Here is a 19,272-nt window from a genome sequence, read left to right on the forward strand (position 1 = left end):
CAGTGGCGCCGGCACTACAACACGCGGCGACCGCATTCGTCGCTTGGATACCGTCCGCCGGCACCTGCCGCCCACTGGCCAACACCGATGCCCGCACAGCAACTAGGCACCATCCAATAAACTTCAATCCTCTCATAAGAACTGGACCGGAATATCCGTATTTCACGCGCACACAGCGGCAATGCCATGCAACGCGTTGCGGGCGTCATCTGCCCGAGCATTGCCTTGGCAAGCATCTGCGATGCGGAGCGCCCCATGCCTGCGGTGCCTCAGCGGCCACGGCCACCGGACTGGAGTTTTCCGGCCCTCTGCCGATAACCGTGCTGTCACCCGCGCGGCTGCGGGGGGCGTCGCTCGCCCTGCCGGATCGGGCGCCGTCTCCACATCCGCCATGATTTGCCCCAAAAAGAAGCAGACACGCGGCCTCCGTCTGGCTCAAGACCACGTCATGCCCCTTCGTTCATCCGCCCACAGGCTGGCCACATTGGCGGGCCACCACCCATTCGTCGTCGGTGCGCTTGGGACGCTGCTGACCTTGGTCGTCCTGTCCATCAGCGTTCTGACGCTTTGGGCAGACCGGGAAACGGCAATCGAGCATGCGCATGACATGTCGAAGAACGTTGCGGCGGTGCTGGTAAGCCACATCTCGCGGACGGTGGAATCGGCTGATCAGTCGCTACGCATGCTGATTGCCACACTGGATAAGCCCGGCATGCGCGCCTTGGATACGGAGGTGCGGCACGACCTGCTGTTCGGCCAGACGGCTTCTGCCCGCTATGTGACTGGCATGGGCGTGACCGATGACAAAGGCCAGCTTGCCGACGGTTGTTGCTCCGCCACGCACCGGTGGGATTTCAGCGACCGCGATTACTTCAAGGTCCATCGTGATTCCGCAAACGTTGGCCTGTATGTGTCGGCCGTCTATCGCGCGCGGTCGCGGGCGGGCGTGGAGGCGATTGCGCTCAGTCGGCGGATCAACCGGCCGGATGGCACGTTCGGGGGCACGGCCCTGGTCGCGATCGATCTTGAATACTTCAGGCAACTGCTGGATAAGCTGGATGTGGGGCCGCATGGCATCACGGCCATTGTCCGCGTTGATGGCACGTTGGTCGCAAGAAACCCGCCCCCCAGCGCAGCACGCGCGTTCACCCTCAGCAAGTCGCAGGTGTTCCCGCGCATGGTCAATCAGGAGTCGGGTTTTTATGTGGCGCCCTCGGCAAGCGACGGGGTGCTGCGCCTGTACACCTTTCAACGCGTGCCGGGCACGCCCTTCATTGCCGTGGTGGCCCCCGCAATGACGGATGCACTGGCTGCCTGGCGGCGGCTGTCGTGGGTGGTGGGGCTGTCGTCACTGTCCGTCAGTCTCGCCTTCTGTGGTGGCGTCTGGCTGCTCGCCTTTGCGCTGCGCGGGCGGGTGCAGGCCGAACACCACCTCAGAGAGCTCACGCAAACCGATCCGCTCACTGGCCTGAAGAACCGTCGCGCACTCGATGTCACGCTAGAGAACGAGTGGGACCGCCTGCAACGCCGTGACAGTTGCCTGTCCATCCTCTTTGTCGATGCAGACAACTTCAAGCGATATAACGATGCGCACGGGCATGCTCAGGGGGACATCGCACTCCAGCATCTCGCCAACTGCATTGCCAAGCATGCACGACGGCGCAGCGACCTCGCGGCGCGCTATGGTGGAGAAGAGTTTGTGGTGGTGTTGCCCGATACGGACGAAGCCGGGGCGATGCAGATTGCTGAAGCCATACGTGCTGAAGTTGAGGGATCTTCCGCCACGCAGAGAAGCCCGGGCTTGGCGCCGTTCACCGTCAGTGTGGGGTGTGCCACGGCGCGGCAATCGAGCTTTGCGTCACTGGATGCATTGACGCGGGCCGCAGACGTTGCGCTGTACGAGGCAAAGCGCAGCGGTAGAAATCGCGTGACCTGCGCCAGCGTTGAACCACGTGCCCAGACCGATCACCCGGAGCCGCCCGCCCACGTGGGTTAGCCCGGTGGCGATGCGGAATCCGTTTCAAGCAAGGCGAACGGACACCGCCATCGAGCGGGCTGGCGAGAAGCCAATCCCCACAGCAAGACGGTTTCCTGAGACGGGCGGGGCGCCGGTATTGAATGGGGCATTGTCCGATGAGGATGCCGGAGAGTCGTGTTATTCAGACAAGTGTTTCTTGAGCGAATCCTCGCTGCCCACGGGGCCGAAGACTGGCTTGTTCGCCTTGCGGGCTTTCCACTTGGTACTTGTCAGCCGGCGTTGCTTCAGTGACTTGACCGGAGTCTCCTGATAGAACGCCTTGAAAGTCTCGCGGACGTCGGACAATTTGTTGATCTGGCCCTCCAGCGCCTTTTGCTCCTCCTCGTCCGCCGCCGCGAAGTATTCCTTCCAAAGCCCATCTTCCACGTCTTCCATCAGGGCGATCTTCTTCTTGTAGTAGTCGTGCTCCGAACGGGTGACGCTGAAGTCAGCCTGGTGCTTGTCGCGGCCCCACTTGACTCGGGCGTCGATCAGCTTGCGCCGCTTGGTATGCCGGCGGTCCCGCTTCTCCGCCGTGCTCGTGCGCTCCTCGCCCAATGGCTGTTGCGCCGTATCGAGCCGATCGACGAGTGCCTTCTGCGAGGACATTTTTGAATACGTGCCGAGTGCGACCCTGAACAGATCCATCTTCGGCTTGTTATCGAAGATGCTCTCGTCCTCGTCCACGATCATCTTTTCAGACTGCGGCTTGAATGACTCGTCGTCGGATATGTCGTCGTCGGACTCCACGGCATCGGTCTTGAACTTTGGGAAGCCGAGCGCGGTTTGCATGTACTCGGTGGCGTCGTCCGTTGTCTCAAGGTGCGAGCCGTCCATCTCGGTCAGCTGCTGGGCAAACGCATGGTTGAAATGCAGTCGTTGCCCGAAGAAATTTTCCGCATTGGGCGACGGCGCATCCGCCGCCTCGTAGGCCTTGTGCAGAATGTCGCGCGTGCTGAGGTAGACGGCCTTGTACGTGGCCCCGTCCAGCGGGCTCTTGGGCAGCGGGCGATTGACGTCGAGCAGCGCCGAGAACGCGTGCTCGGACGAAGAGCCCTCCACCGGCCGCGGTGGCAGCGTATGCATGAAGTTGTCTTCCGCATCCTGCACGAGAAGCGCCTTCGATTTCTCCAGCTCGAACGAGCGGAACGCGTTCTGCTTCCGGTCCCGCGCAGTGGGTCCCTTCTTGCCCCGGCCCTTGAGCTGCGGATGATTGAACGCCTGATACTGCAATGCGTGCTGCACCATCAACTGAACGTCGGGATTCATATCCGCGTCCACGCTGAGTTCCCTCACTTTGAATTTCTTCACGGCCGTTTCAGTGGCCAGCTTGACCTGCGCCGGCTCCATGTCCGTCGTGGCCTGCGTCAGGATCGTGTTGAGGTCCACATACGAGAAATCTCCGACCGGTTCGGCCTCCTCCTCGGCATCGGCGTCGCTCCCGTCATTGCTACTCTTGCGCTTGCGCTTCTTGTGGTTGACCTTGCCCTGCTCCAGATGCTGATACGTGAGCGAGCGCTCCTCAGGATACGAGGCCTCGGTATTTCGGCGCGTATGCAACCGCCGTCCCTTTTGCTCGAGCGTAAACTGCTCGCCCTCGATCATGGTCCGCAGCGCGTGTTCACTCAGCGTGCCGTGATCCTCGCCATCCGTGGCAAGCGCGACGAGTGCCGCGACCTTGCTTTTGGCCTTTGGCGCCTTGCCGAAAAGCTGACGTCCCAGTTTTTGCGCAGACTTCTCGTTGTCGATCGGGTCATCGTCGTAGATGAACTGGCCCTGCACCACGGGCGGGTGCGCACCACTGCTCAGTGACTGCAATTTGGCCCGCTGCGCCACCATTCGCGGCGAGCTGTCGACCGTTGCCTGCAAACCACCGGGCACCGCCGGCGCGATGCGCCTACCGGTGCTGTGTTCGTCCGTTGGCGTACGAGAGAAATCCTGCTTCTTTAGGGATTCACGCATGGCGCATCCGAGCAAGTGATGTCGGCGTAGACACTAACAGCGCACCCACAGTGTGTCCATGCCCTGCCGCGGGAGGAGAAAGCCCGGCAGGCGCAGCAAGACGCGCCTCCGAGGTGGGCAGGGATGCCACCATCGGGTGCCTGCTACGTTCTGCTGTTCGCGCATGCCGCCATGCCGCATGGGCGCTGCTATGCCATCTCTTGCAGCCATTTTGGGTTAGACATTTTCTAATAACCCTTCCAGGTGGTTGCGGTCGGTATTTTCTTCTGCGTGTTCCACATAATCGACGTGGCAATTTCTGTCGGTAATGTGTTCAGTAAATTCCCTCTCCATCTGCCATGCGTATCTCTCAGCAGCAGTTGGAATTTTCTTTGCTTATGCTACCGGAGCCCTGAACCCGGGCCGTGGTAAATGCGGCAGCAAATCGCGCTGCATTTTCTTGATTGATACTGAAATCACCCGAAGTGATCCAACGCGTTCACTTAAATCTGGAGATAAAACATGTCGAACGTTCAGACTGCTGCCGTTTCGTGGGGGACTACGCCGTCGATCCGTGTTTACACGGCCAATGGAGGCAAGATCACCGAGCGTTGCTGGGATGGGAAGAACTGGTACACGGGCGCCTTCAATGAGCCCGGCGACAACGTGTCTGCCACGGCCTGGCTGGTCGGCAGCAACGTGCACATCCGCGTGTATGCCAGCACCGGCAGCAATACCACGGAATGGTGCTGGGACGGCAGCAGCTGGACCAAGGGCGCCTACACCACGCTCTGATCGGTACCCGGCAATGCGGGGTCCGTCGGGGTCCGCGCACGTATCGGCACAAGACAGGTTCGTTTGGCTTGATGCTGATTCTGTGTTGATTGCTGTTGTATTGAAAATGGCCTTCGCGCTGCATTGGCGAGGGCCTGTCGTGCGTTTGTTGTTCGACTTGCTGTGATTGAATGAATCACGTTGTATTGCTGTTTGGGTGGGGTTGATCGATTTTGTATTAACAGGGTGGCGGAATATTTTTGCTGCCGGGTTTTGCCTGAATTCATGATTAACGTCACCATCGCGGTACCGCATATCTCCGGCCTCAAATTGTGAATTTTCAGGCTGGGTATTTCGGCGCGGATGCCGCTACGCGGGGGTGCCGGGCAGTGGGGGCGGTCTGCCATAATCGCCGCACTCCTGCTTCCCTTGCGCGCATTCCATGGTCGTCCGCCCACACTTGCACTGGTTCCGCATGCTGCTCGCGTGGCGCGGTTCCGTTCTGCCGCAGCTGCTGCCGCGGCTGTTCCTGATCTTCTGTATCTCGCTGGTGGCCATGGCGGTGCATGCGCATTGGCTGCCCATCTCCGTCAACCTGAGCACCACGCCGTTCTCGCTCATCGGCATTGCGCTGGCGGTGTTCCTGGGCTTTCGCAACAACGCCAGTTACGACCGCTATTGGGAGGCGCGCAAGCTCTGGGGTCAGTTGCTCAATGATGCGCGCTCGCTCATGCGCCAGGCGCTCACGCTGCCGCGTGGCGATGGCTCGAACGGCGGTGTGGCCGATGCCGAGGTGCGCGAGTTCATGCAGGTGCTGGGTGCGTTGCCGCATGCGCTGCGCCACCAGTTGCGCCGCACCGATCCGCGTGAAGACCTGGCCGCCCGCTTGCCCGCGCCGCTGTTTGATCGCGTGATGGCCGCGCGCTACCGGCCCGCCACCCTCATGCTGTGGCTGGGGGAATGGGTTCAGCTCAGGATGCAGCGCAACGGCCAGGCCGGCGCGTTCGATGCCTATGCCGCGCTGGCGATGGACCGCAACCTGAACGAGTTGTCCAGCATCATCGGCGGGTGCGAGCGCATTGTCAGCACACCGCTGCCGTTTGCGTACTCGGTCATGATCCACCGCACGGTGTACTTCTTCTGCGCGGCGCTGCCGTTCGGGCTGGTGGAGAGCATCGGCAATTTCACGCCGGTGTTTGCGGTGTTTGTGGCGTACACCTTCATGGCGCACGAGGCCATCGCCTCGCAAATCGAAGAGCCCTTCGGCACCGAAGACAACGACCTTGCCCTCAACGCCATGTCCACCATGATTGAAGACGCCGTGCGCGACATGGCGGGCGAACCCAGCCTGGCCGGCAGCAACGCGGAGCGGGATTTCATTCTCGATTGATGCGGGTTTGACGCTTGCGCAGGCGCCGCGATGGCAGCAATGGAAGCAATGGCAGACAGCATCATCCAAGGCGCGTCCATGGTCTTGATTGGCGGCTAGCGGTAGCGGTCCATTCGGCCATCAGCACGCTCCTCAACCAGCAATGGATGGAGGGTGCGCTCCAGGGGCGGCAGCGCCTCCGATGCGTACTCGATGGACGTCGGCCTGCGCACCACCATGTCGGCCGAGTTCATCGTGATGACGTTCCAGCAGCAGATGACCACCACCTGACACAGGCCACGCATGACAACAGCCAATCTTGCCGGCGCCACCCACAACGCCGGCGCTGCGCCCATCAAGGTCTCCAACGCTGGCTTGGTGCTGCTCCAGGCGTATCTGCCACTCTATTTTGAAAGGTGTGGCTTGACGCGCGATGGGCAGTTTGCCGATGCGGCGGCCAATCATCGTGCGGTGCGCCTGGTGCATCTGCTGGCAAGCGGGCAGTGGGCGCAGGACGAAGTCACGCTGCCGCTGGCCAAGGTCATGTGCGGTATCTCGGTATTCACGCCGCTCATGACGATGGACGATGCGCCAACCGAAGGCGAACGCGATCTGTGTGACTCGCTGCTGGCGGCTGTCATGCAGCATTGGGATACACAGCGCGGCAGCTCCATCGATGGCCTGCGCGGCAACTTCCTCATGCGCGACGGGCGCCTGACGCACCAGAGTGGGAGCTGGCAGCTGGATGTGGAAAAGCGCGCGTACGACATGCTGCTCGGAACGTTTCCACTGTCTTTCGCTGTCATCAAGTTTGCGTGGATGCCGGAGCCGCTGCGTGTGCAGTGGCCATGGTGAGCCCGCGCTAGTGCGCTCCAAAAACGAAGCCCCTTGCAAACGCAAGGGGCTCCGGGCAGTTGCCTTCACTCCCTGAACCACTGGATCACGCTCAAGGCACCGCCACAATCGCCATCCCGCGCGGGATGTTGCCGGTGGCAGCCGAGCCGCCGGTGATTGCCGTCAGCATGCCTGTGGTGCCGTCCACGCTGTAGGCCGAGATGGTGTTGTCCACCCCGTTGACGACGTAAGCGAAGGTGCCCGCCGGGTTGAGCAGCACCGTGACCGGTACGTTGCCGGTGGCAACGGTCTGCACCAGCGTGATGGCGCCGTTGCTGCTGTTGATGGCGTACACGCCCACCGTGTTGTCCAGCAGGTTGGTCACGTACAGGAAGCCGCCCGACGGCGCGATCGAGATGTAGAACGGGTTGACACCCGATGCCACCGGGCTGCCTGACGCCGCCAGCGCGCCTGTGCCTGCGTTGATGCTGTACACGCCGATGGTGTTGTCTGCCGCGTTGGACACGTAGGCATACGTGCCAGCGGGGTTCACGGCAATGAACTCGGGCGTGTTGCCGGTGTTGACTGCGGTACCCGCCAGCGTGAAGGCGCCTGTGCTGCTGTTGATGGCAAACGCCATGGCCGTCCCGGTCGTGCCACCGCTGTTGGCGTTCACCACATACGCGTATGTGCCCGCGCTGTTGATGGTAACGGTGTACGGGTTGGCGCCGGCCGTGATGGCCGACAGCGCAGTGAGCGCTCCGGTGCCGGTGTTGACCGAGAACGCGCTGAGCGTGTTGTCCCCATAGTTGGCCGTGTACGCAAAGCTGCCGTTGGGCGTGCGCGCAATGCTGTACGGCTGTATGCCGGTGGCCGTGGGTGAGCCCACCACGGTCAGCAGCCCGGTGTCCGGATCGATGGAGAGTGTGGTGATGGTGTTGTCGTTGGCGTTGGCCACGTAGACGAACTTGCCCGCCGGGTCGATGGTGAGCGACAGCGGCCCGGAACCCACCGGTACGGATGAACCAATCGCCGTGGGCATGCCGGTGGTGGCATCCAGCGTGAAGGCAGAGACGGTGCCGTCGTTCGAGTTGACCGCATAGCCGAACAGCGGCCGCACGGAGCAGGTCACCATGATGTTGGTGACGTTGGCGGTGCCCACGTTGCCGCTGCCGTTGGTGACGGAGCAGTTCTCACCCGACGGCCGCGTGCCTACCGTGGCGGCATAGGGCGCGCCCTGTGCCAGTGCAGTCGGGAACTGGAAGCTGCCGTCTGCGTTGACGGTCACCGCATCGCCGCCGTTGTCCAGCAGCGTGACGGATTTGCCGGTGCTCAGGCCGCTGACCGTGCCGCCCACCGAGTACGTCGGTGCAGGTGCCGGTGCCGGAGCAGGCGCGGGTGCGGGTGATGGTGCTGGCGTGGGGCTCGGCGTTGGCGCCGGTGTAGGTGCAGGTGTTGGCGCCGGCGTGGGCGCGGGCGTAGGTGCGGGCGTAGGTGCGGGCGTCGGTACCGGTGTTGGTGCAGGTGTCGGAGAAGGCGTCGGTGCCGGTGTTGGTGCAGGCGTCGGAGAAGGCGTCGGTGCCGGTGTTGGCGCGGGCGTCGGAGAAGGCGACGGTGTGGGTGATGGGGTTGGTGCAGGCGCGGGTGTTGGCGTGGGCGTCGGTGCAGGCGTGGCGTTGTTCGTCGGCGGTGTCGTGCCCGTATCGCCGCCGGAGTCATCGCCTCCGCCGCAAGCGGTGAGCCCGAGCGAGAGCGCGGCGGCCATCACCAGGGCGGCGCCATGCACGCCATGCGGGTGTCGGCGCAGTGCTGGAGGAACCGGTGCTGGCATCGGCTGCGTTGGTACGTTGCCGGCCCATTCGGCGTTGGCGTTCGATAGCTCGGCCATGACTCCCCCCGTTCTCGATGCGTATGTGGACCCGCGTTTTCCGGAAGGATAGAAACCTGAGGCCACATGCCGACATAGGCCAATTGATCGACAAAGCCCTCGGCCGCATGGAGGCAGACATGCGGTACACGCCGCGTGCCGATGTTTGGCCTGATACTGGGGGCCGTTCTTTCGTTGCCCTGTCAGTCATCACCATGCCCACCAACGCCATCACCCTTCGCCAACTTTTGCCGGCTGATGCTGCCGACGTAGCCGACTACCGCGCCATTCGCCTGGCCGCGCTCAAGGATTCGCCCGAGGCCTTCGGTTCAACGTACGAGGCGGAGGCGGGGTTCTCGCAGGCGGCTTTTGCAGAGCGGCTCGCCACGACAACGGTGCTGGGGGCCTATGACGGCGGGCGCATCGTGGGCATGGTCGGCTTCAAGCAGCAGACGACGGCCAAGCTGGCGCACAAGGGGTTTGTGTGGGGCTTCTACGTGTCGCCCGAGGTGCGTGGGCGCGGGGTGGGCACGGCGCTGGTGGATGGCATCGTGGCCGCAGCCACGGGCGTGGTCGAGCAGCTCACGCTGTCGGTAGTGCACGGCAACGCAGCAGCGCTGGCGTTGTACGAGCGTTGCGGTTTTGAAACCTATGGCATCGAGCCACGCGCGCTCAAGTCGGCCGGTGGTTACGCGGATGAAATACTGATGGTGCGCTTCCTGCGGGTGTAAGCGCCGTGCCTACGTGAACACGTCGGCACGGCCTGACATTCGTTCGCCAATTTACGCGGCTTCCGCTGCATAGGGTTTGGCGGGCACCGGGTTGCGCAGGCTTACGTTCAACAGGTTCCAACTGGTGATGGTGACGATCACAAAGCTCAGCGCGGCGATCTCTTCATCGCTGAAGTGCTCGCGCAGCTTGGCGAATGCTTCATCGCTCGGGTCGGTGGCCGGAATCTGCGAGACCAGCTCGGCCCAGCGCAGCGCGGCACGCTCGCGCTCGGTAAAGAACGGGGCTTCGCGCCAGCCGGCCACGGCGTTCAGGTGGCGCGCGTCTTCGCCCATCTTGATGAGGTCGCTCCAGTGCATGTCGATGCAGAACGCGCATCCGTTGATCTGCGACACGCGCAGCAGCACAAGGTCAACCAGCTTGGCGCCCAGCAAGTCGCGGCGTAGGCCGTTGGACAGGTTCAGCAGCGCGTTGAAGGACTTCGGTGCGAGTTGGTAGTAGGCAATGCGGGGTGCTTGCGACATAAGCGGCTCCTGGGGCTGGGTTGGATACCTGGAGCGTTCGCACGCTGCTGTTTTTGCGTCGCTCCATACCCTTAAGACGCCTCGCCTGGCTGGGTTGTGACAGGCTCGGCCCACATTGCTCAAGCGTTTTGGGTCAGGCGGTGATGTGCGCCAGCTTGTCGGGGTTGCGCACCACGTAGATGCCGACGATGCGGCCGTTCTCGATGACGAAAGACTGCGCTGATTCCAGCTTCTCGTCCACATAGCGCAGCAGGCCCGGCTCGCCGTTGACGCGGGCGTGCTGGTAGCGGACGTTGCCCATCGCGCGCACGAGCTCGCAGTAGATCTTGGTGATCTGTTCGGCGTTTTGGATGATGCGCGCGAACGAGGGCACCTTGCCGCCGCCGTCGCCCACCAGGTGGGCGTCATCTGCCAGCAGTGCGCGAATGGCGTCGCGCTGACCGCTGCGCGATGCCTCGGCAAAGCGTTCCAGCAAGTCGCGGTGCGCGTCGTCGGACACATCAAAGCGCGGGCGATCCTGCTGCACGCGGTCAGACGCGCGATGCACCATCTGCCGGCAGGCGGCCTCGCTCTTGCCCAGCAGGGCGGCTATCTCCGCATAGTCCTGGTCGAACACCTGGCGCATCAGGAAGGCCGCGCGCTCTTCGGGCGACAGGCGCTCCAGCACCCACAGCAACGCCACCGACAGGTCGCCCGCCAGCTCCACGGCGGTTTCAGGCGTGGGGGCGTTGGATTCCGCCTCCACCAGCGGCTCTGGCAGCCACCAGCCCCCGTAGGCCTCGCGCTCCGCCTTGGCCGCACGCAGGCGGTCGATCGACAGCCGGGTGACGACCGTGATGAGCCAGGCCTCGGCCGATTGCAGGGCAGATTGATCCGCCTGGTGCCAGCGCATCCACGCATCCTGCAGCACGTCTTCCGTATCGGCACGCGTGCCAAGCATGCGGTAGGCAATGGCAAACAGGCGGGGGCGGGCCGTGGTAAACGCGGTGTCTTCGCTGTCCGTGCCGATCTGGGTGCGCTTGGTGGTGGTCATGGTCTGGGCGGAGTCGTCTAGGGGTCTATTCCCTAGACGGATGGGGGCGGCGTTTGTGACAGGCGATCGTCATACCGCGTTGGTGTTGCCCGGTCTTCTGGCTGCGCGAATCGTCACCGCCTTGTCCACCGGGTTGGACAGCACCAGCGAGGTTGTCACCGAGCCATGCACGGCCAGGTTGTCGACCACGCGTTCCAGATCGCCGGGCTCAGCAATCGCGCAGCGCACGATAAAGCAGTGCTGCCCGGTTACGCGGCTGGCTTCCAGCACCTCCGGCATCTCTTCAAACAGCTTGAGGTACTTGCGGATGTGCGCGTGGGTGGTCTCGATGTGGATGTAAGCCTGCAGCCCGATGCCGATGCTGCGCAGGTTGACGCGTGCGCCGTAGCCTTCGATCACGCCGGCGTCTTCCAGCTTGCGCACGCGCTCACTCATGGCCGGCTGCGACAGGCCGATGCGCTTGCCCAGTGCGGCCAGGCTCTGGCGGGCGTCGGTCTGCAGGGCTTCGAGGATCAGCCAGTCTTTCTTGTCCAAGGGCATGGCGGGTCTGGGTAGCGGGAGGATGTGACCGATGAATCATCGGCAAGGAACCCTGATTTTGGATGGAAACCGCTTAGACGCGCCAGCGCCGCTGCTTATCATGGGCGTCCAGCCACCCGCGCTATTTACGCTAACCCAGGAGACCCCATGAAGCTGATCGGCATGCTTGATTCCCCCTACGTGCGCCGTACCGCCATTTCGCTCAAGTTGCTCGGCTTGCCATTCGAGCATGCGTCAGTGTCGGTGTTTCGGCATTTCGATCGCTTTCACGAGATCAACCCGGTGGTGAAGGCGCCCACGCTGGTGTGTGATGACGGCACCGTGCTGATGGATTCCACACTCATCATCGACTATGCGGAAAGCCTGGCGGGCCGCAGCCTGATGCCCGCCGCAGTGCCAGCGCGCGGGCAGGCGTTGCGTGTAGTGGGGCTGGCGCTGGCCGCATGCGAGAAGGCGGTGCAGATCGTCTATGAACACAACCTGCGCCCGGCTGAGAAGGTACATGCGCCGTGGGTAGACCGCGTGCACGGTCAGCTGCATGCCGCGCTCGATGCGCTGGAAGCGGAGTGGAAGGATGCGCCGCTGCCCGCCAATGCAAGCGCACTCACGCAAGCCGGGGTGACGACGGCCGTGGCCTGGGGCTTTATCCAGTTGATGGTGCCGGACCGCGTGCCTGCGGCAAGCTACCCGCGCGTGGCGGCGTTTTCGGCTGCGGCAGAGCAGCTCGACGTGTTTCGCGCGTGGCCGATCGACGCGGAGTGATGCAAGGCTTGGCTGCGCGTGCTCAGGCCGCCGTTGGCTGGATGGCTGCCTGACGGTACAGCCCGCCCACCAGGTCTGACTCGGTGATGATGCCCGCCAGCCGGCCCTCGGCATCCACCACAGGAATGTGGTGGTGCCCGGCGCCGGCAAACAGCGGCACCAGTTCTGACATGAGCGCGGTGGCGGGGATGGTCTGCACGTGCGTCTTCATGTGGTCAGCCACGCGCGGCGGCGTCAGGGCGGCGGCGATGCTGAACCAGTGGCGCAGCGTTTGGCGCAGGTCGCGCGGCGTGAGGCCCAGCAAGTCGGCGCGGGTGACGATGCCGATCACGCGCTGGCCCGCATCCACCACCGGCAGGGCCTTGACGCTGTGCTGGCGCAGCAGCTGCAGCGCACGCGGGATCGACGTGCTGGGCGTGGCGGCAATCACCGGCTGCGACATGATGTCGGCACAGGTGAGCGCCTGGAAGGTGCGACGCAGTTTCTCTTCCTGGGCCTGCAACTGCATCTCGCGCAGCACGGCTTCGATGTCTTCGGGGTCGATGTCGAGCAACTCGCTCTGGCGGCGCAGCGCGGCGACGATGTCGGCACGGGTGAAGCCGCCGGCGGTGGGCGTGCGCTCAGCGGCGGGCAGGCGCTGCGCGTGCGGATACCGGTGGCCCGTGGCGGCGTGGTACACCAGCGCACCCACCAGCAGCAGCGCCGATTGGATCAGGATGGGTTCCAGCACGAACGTATAGCCGAGCGCGTGCACGGCCGGCCCGCCAATCACGGCGGTCAACGCCACCGCGCCCGAGGGCGGGTGCACGCAGCGCAGCGCAAACATGCCAGCAATGGCAATCGACACCGCCAGCGCAGAGGCCACCACCGGGTCTTTCACCAGCAGCGCACATGTGACACCCACCGTGGCTGCCACCAGGTTGCCGCCGATGATCGACCACGGCTGCGCCAGTGGGCTGGCCGGCACCGCAAACAGCAGCACGGCAGAGGCGCCCATGGGCGCCACCAGCAAGGGGATCAGCGTGGCGGCACCGGGCACGAGCTTCATCATCGTGCCGGTAAAGAAAATGCCGATCAGTGCCCCAACGGCCGAGCGCACACGCTCGCGCCAACGCACGGTGACGGGGGCGGGGACGAAGCTGTGGAGCCAGCGGGCGAATGTGGCGCTTGAAGGTGCGCGGGAAGCGGGCGGGGCAGACATGGTCGAGCGTGGTCAAACGGCGATTGCCCGGACCAGGCCTCACCAAGACAGACATGCGGGAAGAGTGCAGTCGCAAATTATATCACGCTGTGACATAACGTGCGGGTGCACGCGGTGTCACTTCAGTGGCAACAGGATGTCGGTGATGACCTCGTGCTCGGGCACGTCGGGGTAGAAGCGCACGCGCTGGAACAGCAGCGGCGCATCACGCGGTTCTTCCCCGCTGGCGGGCAGCCATTCGGCATAGAGGGTGGCGACGCTCTGGCCAAGCGTGTCGTCCGAGCCCGTGTGGCGCAGTACGGCGTAGCGGCCACCGGCCAGCGTTTTGGCGATGACGCCGGCGGCGTTGGGTGCGATCGGTGCCAGCGTGGCGGCGCAGATGTCCATGCGGAAGTCGTCGGGTGCCACATCGTCGGGGCTGTTGTAGACGATGTTGTAGGTGGCCGAGACGGAAGGGGGCAGCCGGTGTTCGCGGCGCCAGGCGATAAACGTGCGGATGGTCTCGCCCAGGCGCGCCGGGTTGCCGTGGTGCTCGATGGCGGCGACAGGCACGTCTTCGCGTTCAACGATCTCGACGGTGTGGGTTTGTGGTTGTGCGGGCATGTGTTCGCTCCTGAGGGCGCGCAGCGCCTGTAGATCGGTGGCCCAGGTGCCCCATTGCGGCGCCGCCCGAAAATCCGACGGCGATTGCCCCGCCTGCTTGCGGAACGCGCGCGCAAAAGCCTCCGGCGCCTCGTATCCGCACGCCAGCGCGATGTCTGTGATGCGCGCCGCATCGCGATAGGCGAGCTGGTGCGCGGCACGTTTGAGGCGCAGCAACTGCACGTAGCGCCCGACGTTCATGCCGAACAGCAACGTGAACTGGCGGTGAAAGTGGTATTTCGAGAACGCCGCCACTTGGGCCAGTCCGTCCACGTCCAGCGCGTTCTCCAGATGCGCGTCGATGTGTGCGAGCGCGGCGCGCATGCGGGCGAGGTAGCGGTCGGTGGTGGTGGTGGTGGTGGTGGTGGTGGTGGTGGCGGGGGCAGTCAATGGCAATGGCGTGGCTCCTGGGTGGCAATACGATAGCGGGGCGCGCGCACGTGTGCCTGATCAGGATTGCTATTCCAGTGCGCCAAGGGCGTATTGCCGACAGTGCTCCAGATACCCGCGCTCGTGGCTGCTCATCAGCTCGACGATGCTCGTCCACAGCCAGAACGGTGCGGCCAGTGTCTTGGAGCGCTGGCGCTTGAGTTCCTGTTGCCAGGCGCGCGCCGTGTCTGTGTCCATCTGCCGGGCGTGGGCCTTGCCCACGGTTTCCGCCAGGAAGTACGCTACCCGCATGGCTTCGCTCTGCTTTAGCGTGTCGATCTCCAGCTTGAGGTCTTGTGGCAGCAGTTCACGCACGAACACGCCGTGGTCGAGAAAGCGCGTTGCCACCATGCGTTCGCCCAGGAATGGGGCCAGGTGCCGTGCGCCCTCCACCACGCGCTGGCCGTTGTCGCGTGGCATGCGCACGCGTGGGTAGCGCGGTGCGGCCGCTTGCACGGCTTCCTTCACGTCGATCATGCAGTAGAGATCGCCGTCGCCATTGCCACCATGCAGGCCCAGCAGTGCTGCATAGCGCAGGCGGCCGAGCGAGCTGCAGCCCTTGACCCAATAGGCGCAGTCGAGCAACTCCACCTGTGCATCGTCATCGCGCGAACGCAGGTGCGTGACCAGATGCCGCATCGCCTCGTCTTCAAACAGGCGGGCCAGCGCTCGACGCTCATCGGCGCGCAGTGGCCAGAAGCGCTTGCCCAGGGGGATGGTTGGGCGGGTGTTTTCGATGCGCTCGCGCGCCAAGTGCTTCCACGAGCGTTTGACGGCTTGGCGCATCACCACGTGCACCGTGTCGGGTTTGTCGAGGCGTTTGCGCCTGCTGGCAGTGCTGGCGCCGAGGGCATGGATGTAGCCCTCCATGAGCGCCTCGATCATGCGTGCCGTGGTGACGCCAGGAAGGTCTGAGCCACGCGCCGCTGTAGCCAGTGAGAGCCCCAGCCGGATCAAGTCGTGTGCCGGGTTGCCAATGACGGTCTGATCCATGTCGCGGATCTGCACTTCGATGTCGCCCTCCGCATTGCCGATAGGGCCGAGGTTTCCGACATGGCAGTCGCCGCAAATCCAGATCGCGGGCCCTTCGGGCAGGGTGTGCACCGCCAGCGAGTCGAGCCATTCATAGAAGCGCACGGTGTTGCCGCGCACATAGGCATGGGCGGAGCGCGCCATCTTGCGGTTGCGGGTGTCGCGCAGAACATCTTGTCGGTCGCGTGGGCGGACGGCGCCACGGGGGAGCGTGGAGATCGGCATGGGGAGGCGGGTTGTAAGCGGTGTGCATGGTGGAGCACGCCACGTGCCTGATGTGCATCGTTGTCCATCCTAGGAAACGGATGGCCATAAAAAAACCGCCCCGAAGGGCGGTTCTCGTTGCGCCGATGCGCAGGCTCAGGCAAACGCCTTGGCCGGCTCACCCGCCAGGCCTGCCGCTTCGCGCAGCAGCAGGGCCTTGTCGGTGGCTTCCCAGCTGAACTCCGGCTCTTCGCGGCCAAAGTGGCCGTAGGCGGCGGTCTTTTCGTAGACCGGGCGCAGCAGGTCGAGCATCTGCACGATGCCCTTCGGGCGCAGGTCGAAGTGCTCGTGCACGAGCTTGGCGATCTGCTCGTCGGGGATGACGCCCGTGCCTTCCGTGTACACCGTGATGTTGATCGGGCGCGCCACGCCAATCGCATAGCTCACCTGCACCTGGCACTGGCGCGCCAGACCGGCGGCCACCACGTTCTTGGCCACGTAGCGTGCGGCGTACGCAGCCGAGCGGTCGACCTTCGATGGGTCCTTGCCCGAGAACGCGCCGCCGCCGTGCGGGGCTGCGCCGCCGTACGTATCGACGATGATCTTGCGGCCGGTCAGGCCACAGTCGCCCTGCGGGCCGCCGATGACGAAGCGGCCGGTCGGGTTCACCAGGTACTTGGTGTCGGCCAGCATGTGCGAGGGCAGCACCGGCTTGATGATCTCTTCGATCACGGCCTCGCGGATGGCCTCTTGCGACATTTCCGGCGCGTGCTGCGTAGACAGCACCACGGTGTCCACGCTGTGTGGCTTGCCGTCCACATAACGCACCGTCACCTGCGACTTGGCGTCCGGGCGCAGCCAGGGCAGACGGCCATCGCGGCGCAGTTGCGACTGGCGCTCCACCAGACGGTGGGCGTAGTAGATCGGGAAGGGCATCAGCTCGGGCGTTTCATCGCACGCGTAGCCGAACATCAGGCCCTGGTCGCCGGCGCCTTGGTTGAGGTAGTCGTCCGATGCGCGGTCGACGCCCTGGGCGATGTCGGGCGACTGCTTGTCGTACGCGACGAGCACGGCACATCCCTTGTAGTCGATGCCGTAGTCGGTGTTGTCGTAGCCGATGCGCTTGATGGTTTCGCGCGCAACGTGGATGTAATCCACATTGGCCGACGTGGTGATTTCACCTGCCAGCACCACGAGACCCGTGTTGCACAGCGTTTCTGCAGCGACGCGCGCATATTTGTCCTGGGCCAGGATGGCATCCAGGATGGCGTCGGAAATCTGGTCGGCGACCTTGTCGGGATGGCCCTCGGAGACCGACTCCGAGGTGAAGAGGAAGTCGTTTGACACGGCTGTTAGCTCCAGATTGGCTATCACGTTGCCAATCCGTTGAGCCACGGCCGGCGACGCTTTAGCGGTATTTAGCAACGTTGCCCAGGTTTGTGGCCGGACAAGGATTCGCCCCGCAAGTTGTCAGTTAACTCGGCGAATCGCGTTATTATACGCGGCACTTTTCGGGTCTGCAGTACCGCAAATACAAGGCACATCAAGACCCTGCTCCCTTGTCGACAGCGACCAACACGCACTGCCGCGTACGCACGCATGACCTTTGTTTTCTGGCTGTTTTCACGCTGGCCTCTTTCATGGCTGCAGGCGCTGGGCGGCTGGTTGGGGGCGTTGGCAGCGAAGGTGCCCGGCCGTTATCACGACCGGCTCATCGCCAACTTCCGCCACGCCTACCCTGACGCCACGCCCGCCATGCTCAAAGAGGCTGGCCGATCCGCTGGCCGCATGGTGTTCGAAATGCCGTACTTCTGGATGCGCAAGAACGGGGCGGACATCTCACCGGGATTACTCGATGATTGTTGGCCGACCGTCGACAGCCTGCTTGAAAACGGCACCGGCGTCATTTTCTTGACTCCGCATCTGGGCTGCTTCGAGATTCTGCCGCAGGCCTTTGCACGCCGTCACCCGATCACGGCGATGTTCAAGCCGCCGCACAAGGAAAGCCTGCGCACCTGGATCGAGGCCATGCGCACGCGGCCAAACATGCACATGGCGCCGGCTGACCCGCGCGGCGTGCGCATGGTGGTGCGTGCACTCAAGCGCGGCGAGGCCGTCGGCATCCTGCCCGACCAGACACCCACTGCGGGTGAGGGCGTCTGGGCACCGTTCTTCGGCAAGCCGGCCTATACGATGACGCTGGTGCATCGCCTGCACCGGCTGACGGGCGCTCCCGTGGTGATTTTGGCAAGTGAGCGCCTGCCCCGCGGGGCGGGCTATCGTGCACATATGCGAGTGATTGGCGCGTTGCCTGACGATGCAACGGAAGCCTGCACACGCATCAATGCCGAAATCGAACAGTTGATTGCCCTGGCACCGACGCAATATCTCTGGGGCTATAACCGCTACAAGCATCCGCAGGGCGCGGACGCTCCGCCCACTGCCTGACGAGACTGCCGCACTTTATGGAACGTTTCACTGCCAATCTCGGACTCGGCTTTTTGTGGCTGCTGTCCTTCCTGCCTTACAGCTTCGTCGCCCGCTTTGGCGAGGGGTTGGGGGGGCTGCTGTATCGCATCCCCAATGGCCGCCGCCGTGTGGTGTTGGCCAACCTGAAGGCGTGCTTTCCCGAGAAGTCCGACGCCGAGCGCGAGGCGATGGCGCACGAGGTCTTCCGCAAAGTTTTCCGCAGCTTTGCGGAGCGTTCGTTCGCGTGGTTCGCATCAGAGAAGCGCCTGATGCGCGTGGTGAAGATCGACGATCAGGCCAACCTGCCGGCGCTGCATGGTCAGCCACATATTCTCGTCACGCTGCACCTGTCGGGTGTGGAGATTGGCGCGCTGGCGCTGACGGAGTATCTGCGTACGAACACCGGCAATGCCGGCTGCTCGCTCTACACGCGGATGGCCAACCCCGAGCTGGATGACGCCGTAAAGGCGCTGCGCAGCCGCTTTGGCGCGACCATGGTGTCGCGCAACGAGAACATTCGCCAGATCATGCGCACCATCAAGCGCGGTGAGGCGCTGCAGCTCATCTCCGACATGGATTTCGGCGAGCGCGACTCGGAGTTCGTGCCATTCTTTGGTGTGCCGGCGCTCACGCTCAACGCCATCCCGCGCATGGCGTCGATGACCGGGGCCAAGGTCATCCCGATGTATACCGAGATCCTGCCGAACTACGCGGGCTATGCGCTGCGCATCCTGCCCGCGTGGGAAAACTACCCGACCGGCGACCTGACTGCCGACACGCGTCGCATGAACGCCTTCTTTGAAGACGCCATCCGCCCGCGCATCACCGAGTACTACTGGGTGCACAAGCGCTTCAAGCATCGCCCCGAGGGCATGCCCGGCATCTATTGAGCGGGCCGCTGCCTT

18 protein-coding genes and 1 pseudogene are annotated in these 19,272 nt (G+C 63.9%); 9 read left to right on the plus strand and 10 right to left on the minus strand.

The window, feature by feature from the left end; translation table 11 throughout:
- Both R2N11_RS24775 and R2N11_RS24780 read left to right on the plus strand, forming a co-directional pair.
- The coding region (locus R2N11_RS24775; RefSeq protein WP_316682795.1) for an integrase core domain-containing protein at positions 1–120 on the plus strand (120 nt) is incomplete at its 5' end.
- 328 nt (positions 121–448) lie between these two features.
- Complete coding sequence (locus R2N11_RS24780) at positions 449–1,996, plus strand: GGDEF domain-containing protein (protein ID WP_316682748.1); 1,548 nt, start codon at positions 449–451, stop codon at positions 1,994–1,996.
- A gap of 159 nt (positions 1,997–2,155) precedes the next feature.
- On the opposite strand, the gene R2N11_RS24785 is transcribed toward R2N11_RS24780, so the two are convergent.
- The gene (locus R2N11_RS24785) at positions 2,156–3,979 is read right to left on the minus strand and encodes a hypothetical protein (protein ID WP_316682750.1); all 1,824 of its coding nucleotides are present in this window, start codon (positions 3,977–3,979) and stop codon (positions 2,156–2,158) included.
- A 501-nt stretch (positions 3,980–4,480) separates the two neighbouring features.
- On the opposite strand from R2N11_RS24785, the gene R2N11_RS24790 reads away from it, so the two are divergent.
- Together R2N11_RS24790 and R2N11_RS24795 are read left to right on the plus strand one after the other, a co-directional pair.
- Positions 4,481–4,753: a fucose-binding lectin gene (locus tag R2N11_RS24790; RefSeq protein WP_199030958.1), complete on the plus strand. Its 273-nt coding sequence runs from the start codon at positions 4,481–4,483 to the stop codon at positions 4,751–4,753.
- Between the two features lie 421 nt (positions 4,754–5,174).
- Complete coding sequence (locus R2N11_RS24795) at positions 5,175–6,122, plus strand: bestrophin family protein (RefSeq protein WP_316682751.1); 948 nt, start codon at positions 5,175–5,177, stop codon at positions 6,120–6,122.
- A gap of 95 nt (positions 6,123–6,217) precedes the next feature.
- On the opposite strand, the gene R2N11_RS24800 is transcribed toward R2N11_RS24795, so the two are convergent.
- A complete protein-coding gene (locus R2N11_RS24800) occupies positions 6,218–6,406 on the minus strand; it encodes a hypothetical protein (protein WP_316682752.1) in 189 nt (62 codons plus the stop codon).
- On the opposite strand from R2N11_RS24800, the gene R2N11_RS24805 reads away from it, so the two are divergent.
- Complete coding sequence (locus R2N11_RS24805) at positions 6,405–6,956, plus strand: contractile injection system tape measure protein (RefSeq protein ID WP_316682753.1); 552 nt, start codon at positions 6,405–6,407, stop codon at positions 6,954–6,956. The genes R2N11_RS24800 and R2N11_RS24805 overlap by 2 nt on opposite strands.
- A 91-nt stretch (positions 6,957–7,047) precedes the next feature.
- Here R2N11_RS24805 and R2N11_RS24810 read toward each other — a convergent pair.
- Positions 7,048–8,442: pseudogene (locus R2N11_RS24810) on the minus strand (lactonase family protein); the annotation flags it as partial.
- A 575-nt stretch (positions 8,443–9,017) separates the two neighbouring features.
- Between R2N11_RS24810 and R2N11_RS24815 the strand changes: the two are divergent.
- Positions 9,018–9,533: a GNAT family N-acetyltransferase gene (locus R2N11_RS24815; RefSeq protein ID WP_199030968.1), complete on the plus strand. Its 516-nt coding sequence runs from the start codon at positions 9,018–9,020 to the stop codon at positions 9,531–9,533.
- Positions 9,534–9,584: 51 nt separating this feature from the next.
- On the opposite strand, the gene R2N11_RS24820 is transcribed toward R2N11_RS24815, so the two are convergent.
- The 3 genes from R2N11_RS24820 to R2N11_RS24830 all read right to left on the minus strand — a co-directional run bounded on the left by R2N11_RS24820 (position 9,585) and on the right by R2N11_RS24830 (position 11,628).
- Complete coding sequence (locus R2N11_RS24820; RefSeq protein ID WP_316682755.1) at positions 9,585–10,055, minus strand: carboxymuconolactone decarboxylase family protein; 471 nt, start codon at positions 10,053–10,055, stop codon at positions 9,585–9,587.
- 133 nt (positions 10,056–10,188) lie between these two features.
- Positions 10,189–11,088: an RNA polymerase sigma-70 factor gene (locus tag R2N11_RS24825; RefSeq protein ID WP_316682756.1), complete on the minus strand. Its 900-nt coding sequence runs from the start codon at positions 11,086–11,088 to the stop codon at positions 10,189–10,191.
- Between the two features lie 69 nt (positions 11,089–11,157).
- On the minus strand, positions 11,158–11,628 hold the full coding sequence (locus R2N11_RS24830) for an Lrp/AsnC family transcriptional regulator (RefSeq protein WP_316682757.1): 471 nt from the start codon (positions 11,626–11,628) through the stop codon (positions 11,158–11,160).
- Positions 11,629–11,775: 147 nt separating this feature from the next.
- On the opposite strand from R2N11_RS24830, the gene R2N11_RS24835 reads away from it, so the two are divergent.
- Positions 11,776–12,390, plus strand: a complete 615-nt coding sequence (locus R2N11_RS24835; protein ID WP_316682758.1) for a glutathione S-transferase — start codon at positions 11,776–11,778, stop codon at positions 12,388–12,390.
- A gap of 22 nt (positions 12,391–12,412) precedes the next feature.
- Here the strand turns inward: R2N11_RS24835 and R2N11_RS24840 are convergent, their stop codons facing one another.
- The 4 genes from R2N11_RS24840 to metK all read right to left on the minus strand — a co-directional run bounded on the left by R2N11_RS24840 (position 12,413) and on the right by metK (position 17,245).
- Entirely contained in the window at positions 12,413–13,591 is a 1,179-nt protein-coding gene (locus tag R2N11_RS24840; RefSeq protein ID WP_199030951.1) for an HPP family protein, read from the minus strand.
- 117 nt (positions 13,592–13,708) lie between these two features.
- Complete coding sequence (locus R2N11_RS24845; RefSeq protein ID WP_430715476.1) at positions 13,709–14,629, minus strand: AraC family transcriptional regulator; 921 nt, start codon at positions 14,627–14,629, stop codon at positions 13,709–13,711.
- Positions 14,630–14,692: 63 nt separating this feature from the next.
- On the minus strand, positions 14,693–15,919 hold the full coding sequence (locus R2N11_RS24850) for a DUF2252 domain-containing protein (protein ID WP_316682759.1): 1,227 nt from the start codon (positions 15,917–15,919) through the stop codon (positions 14,693–14,695).
- Between the two features lie 135 nt (positions 15,920–16,054).
- Positions 16,055–17,245: a methionine adenosyltransferase gene (metK, locus tag R2N11_RS24855; RefSeq protein ID WP_199030949.1), complete on the minus strand. Its 1,191-nt coding sequence runs from the start codon at positions 17,243–17,245 to the stop codon at positions 16,055–16,057.
- A gap of 252 nt (positions 17,246–17,497) precedes the next feature.
- On the opposite strand from metK, the gene R2N11_RS24860 reads away from it, so the two are divergent.
- On the plus strand, positions 17,498–18,346 hold the full coding sequence (locus R2N11_RS24860; protein ID WP_316682760.1) for a lysophospholipid acyltransferase family protein: 849 nt from the start codon (positions 17,498–17,500) through the stop codon (positions 18,344–18,346).
- A 17-nt stretch (positions 18,347–18,363) separates the two neighbouring features.
- Positions 18,364–19,257, plus strand: a complete 894-nt coding sequence (locus R2N11_RS24865) for a lipid A biosynthesis lauroyl acyltransferase (protein ID WP_316682761.1) — start codon at positions 18,364–18,366, stop codon at positions 19,255–19,257.
- Positions 19,258–19,272: the final 15 nt, after the last annotated feature.

Source organism: Ralstonia flaminis, from assembly GCF_958415495.1.
GTDB lineage: Bacteria > Pseudomonadota > Gammaproteobacteria > Burkholderiales > Burkholderiaceae > Ralstonia > Ralstonia flaminis.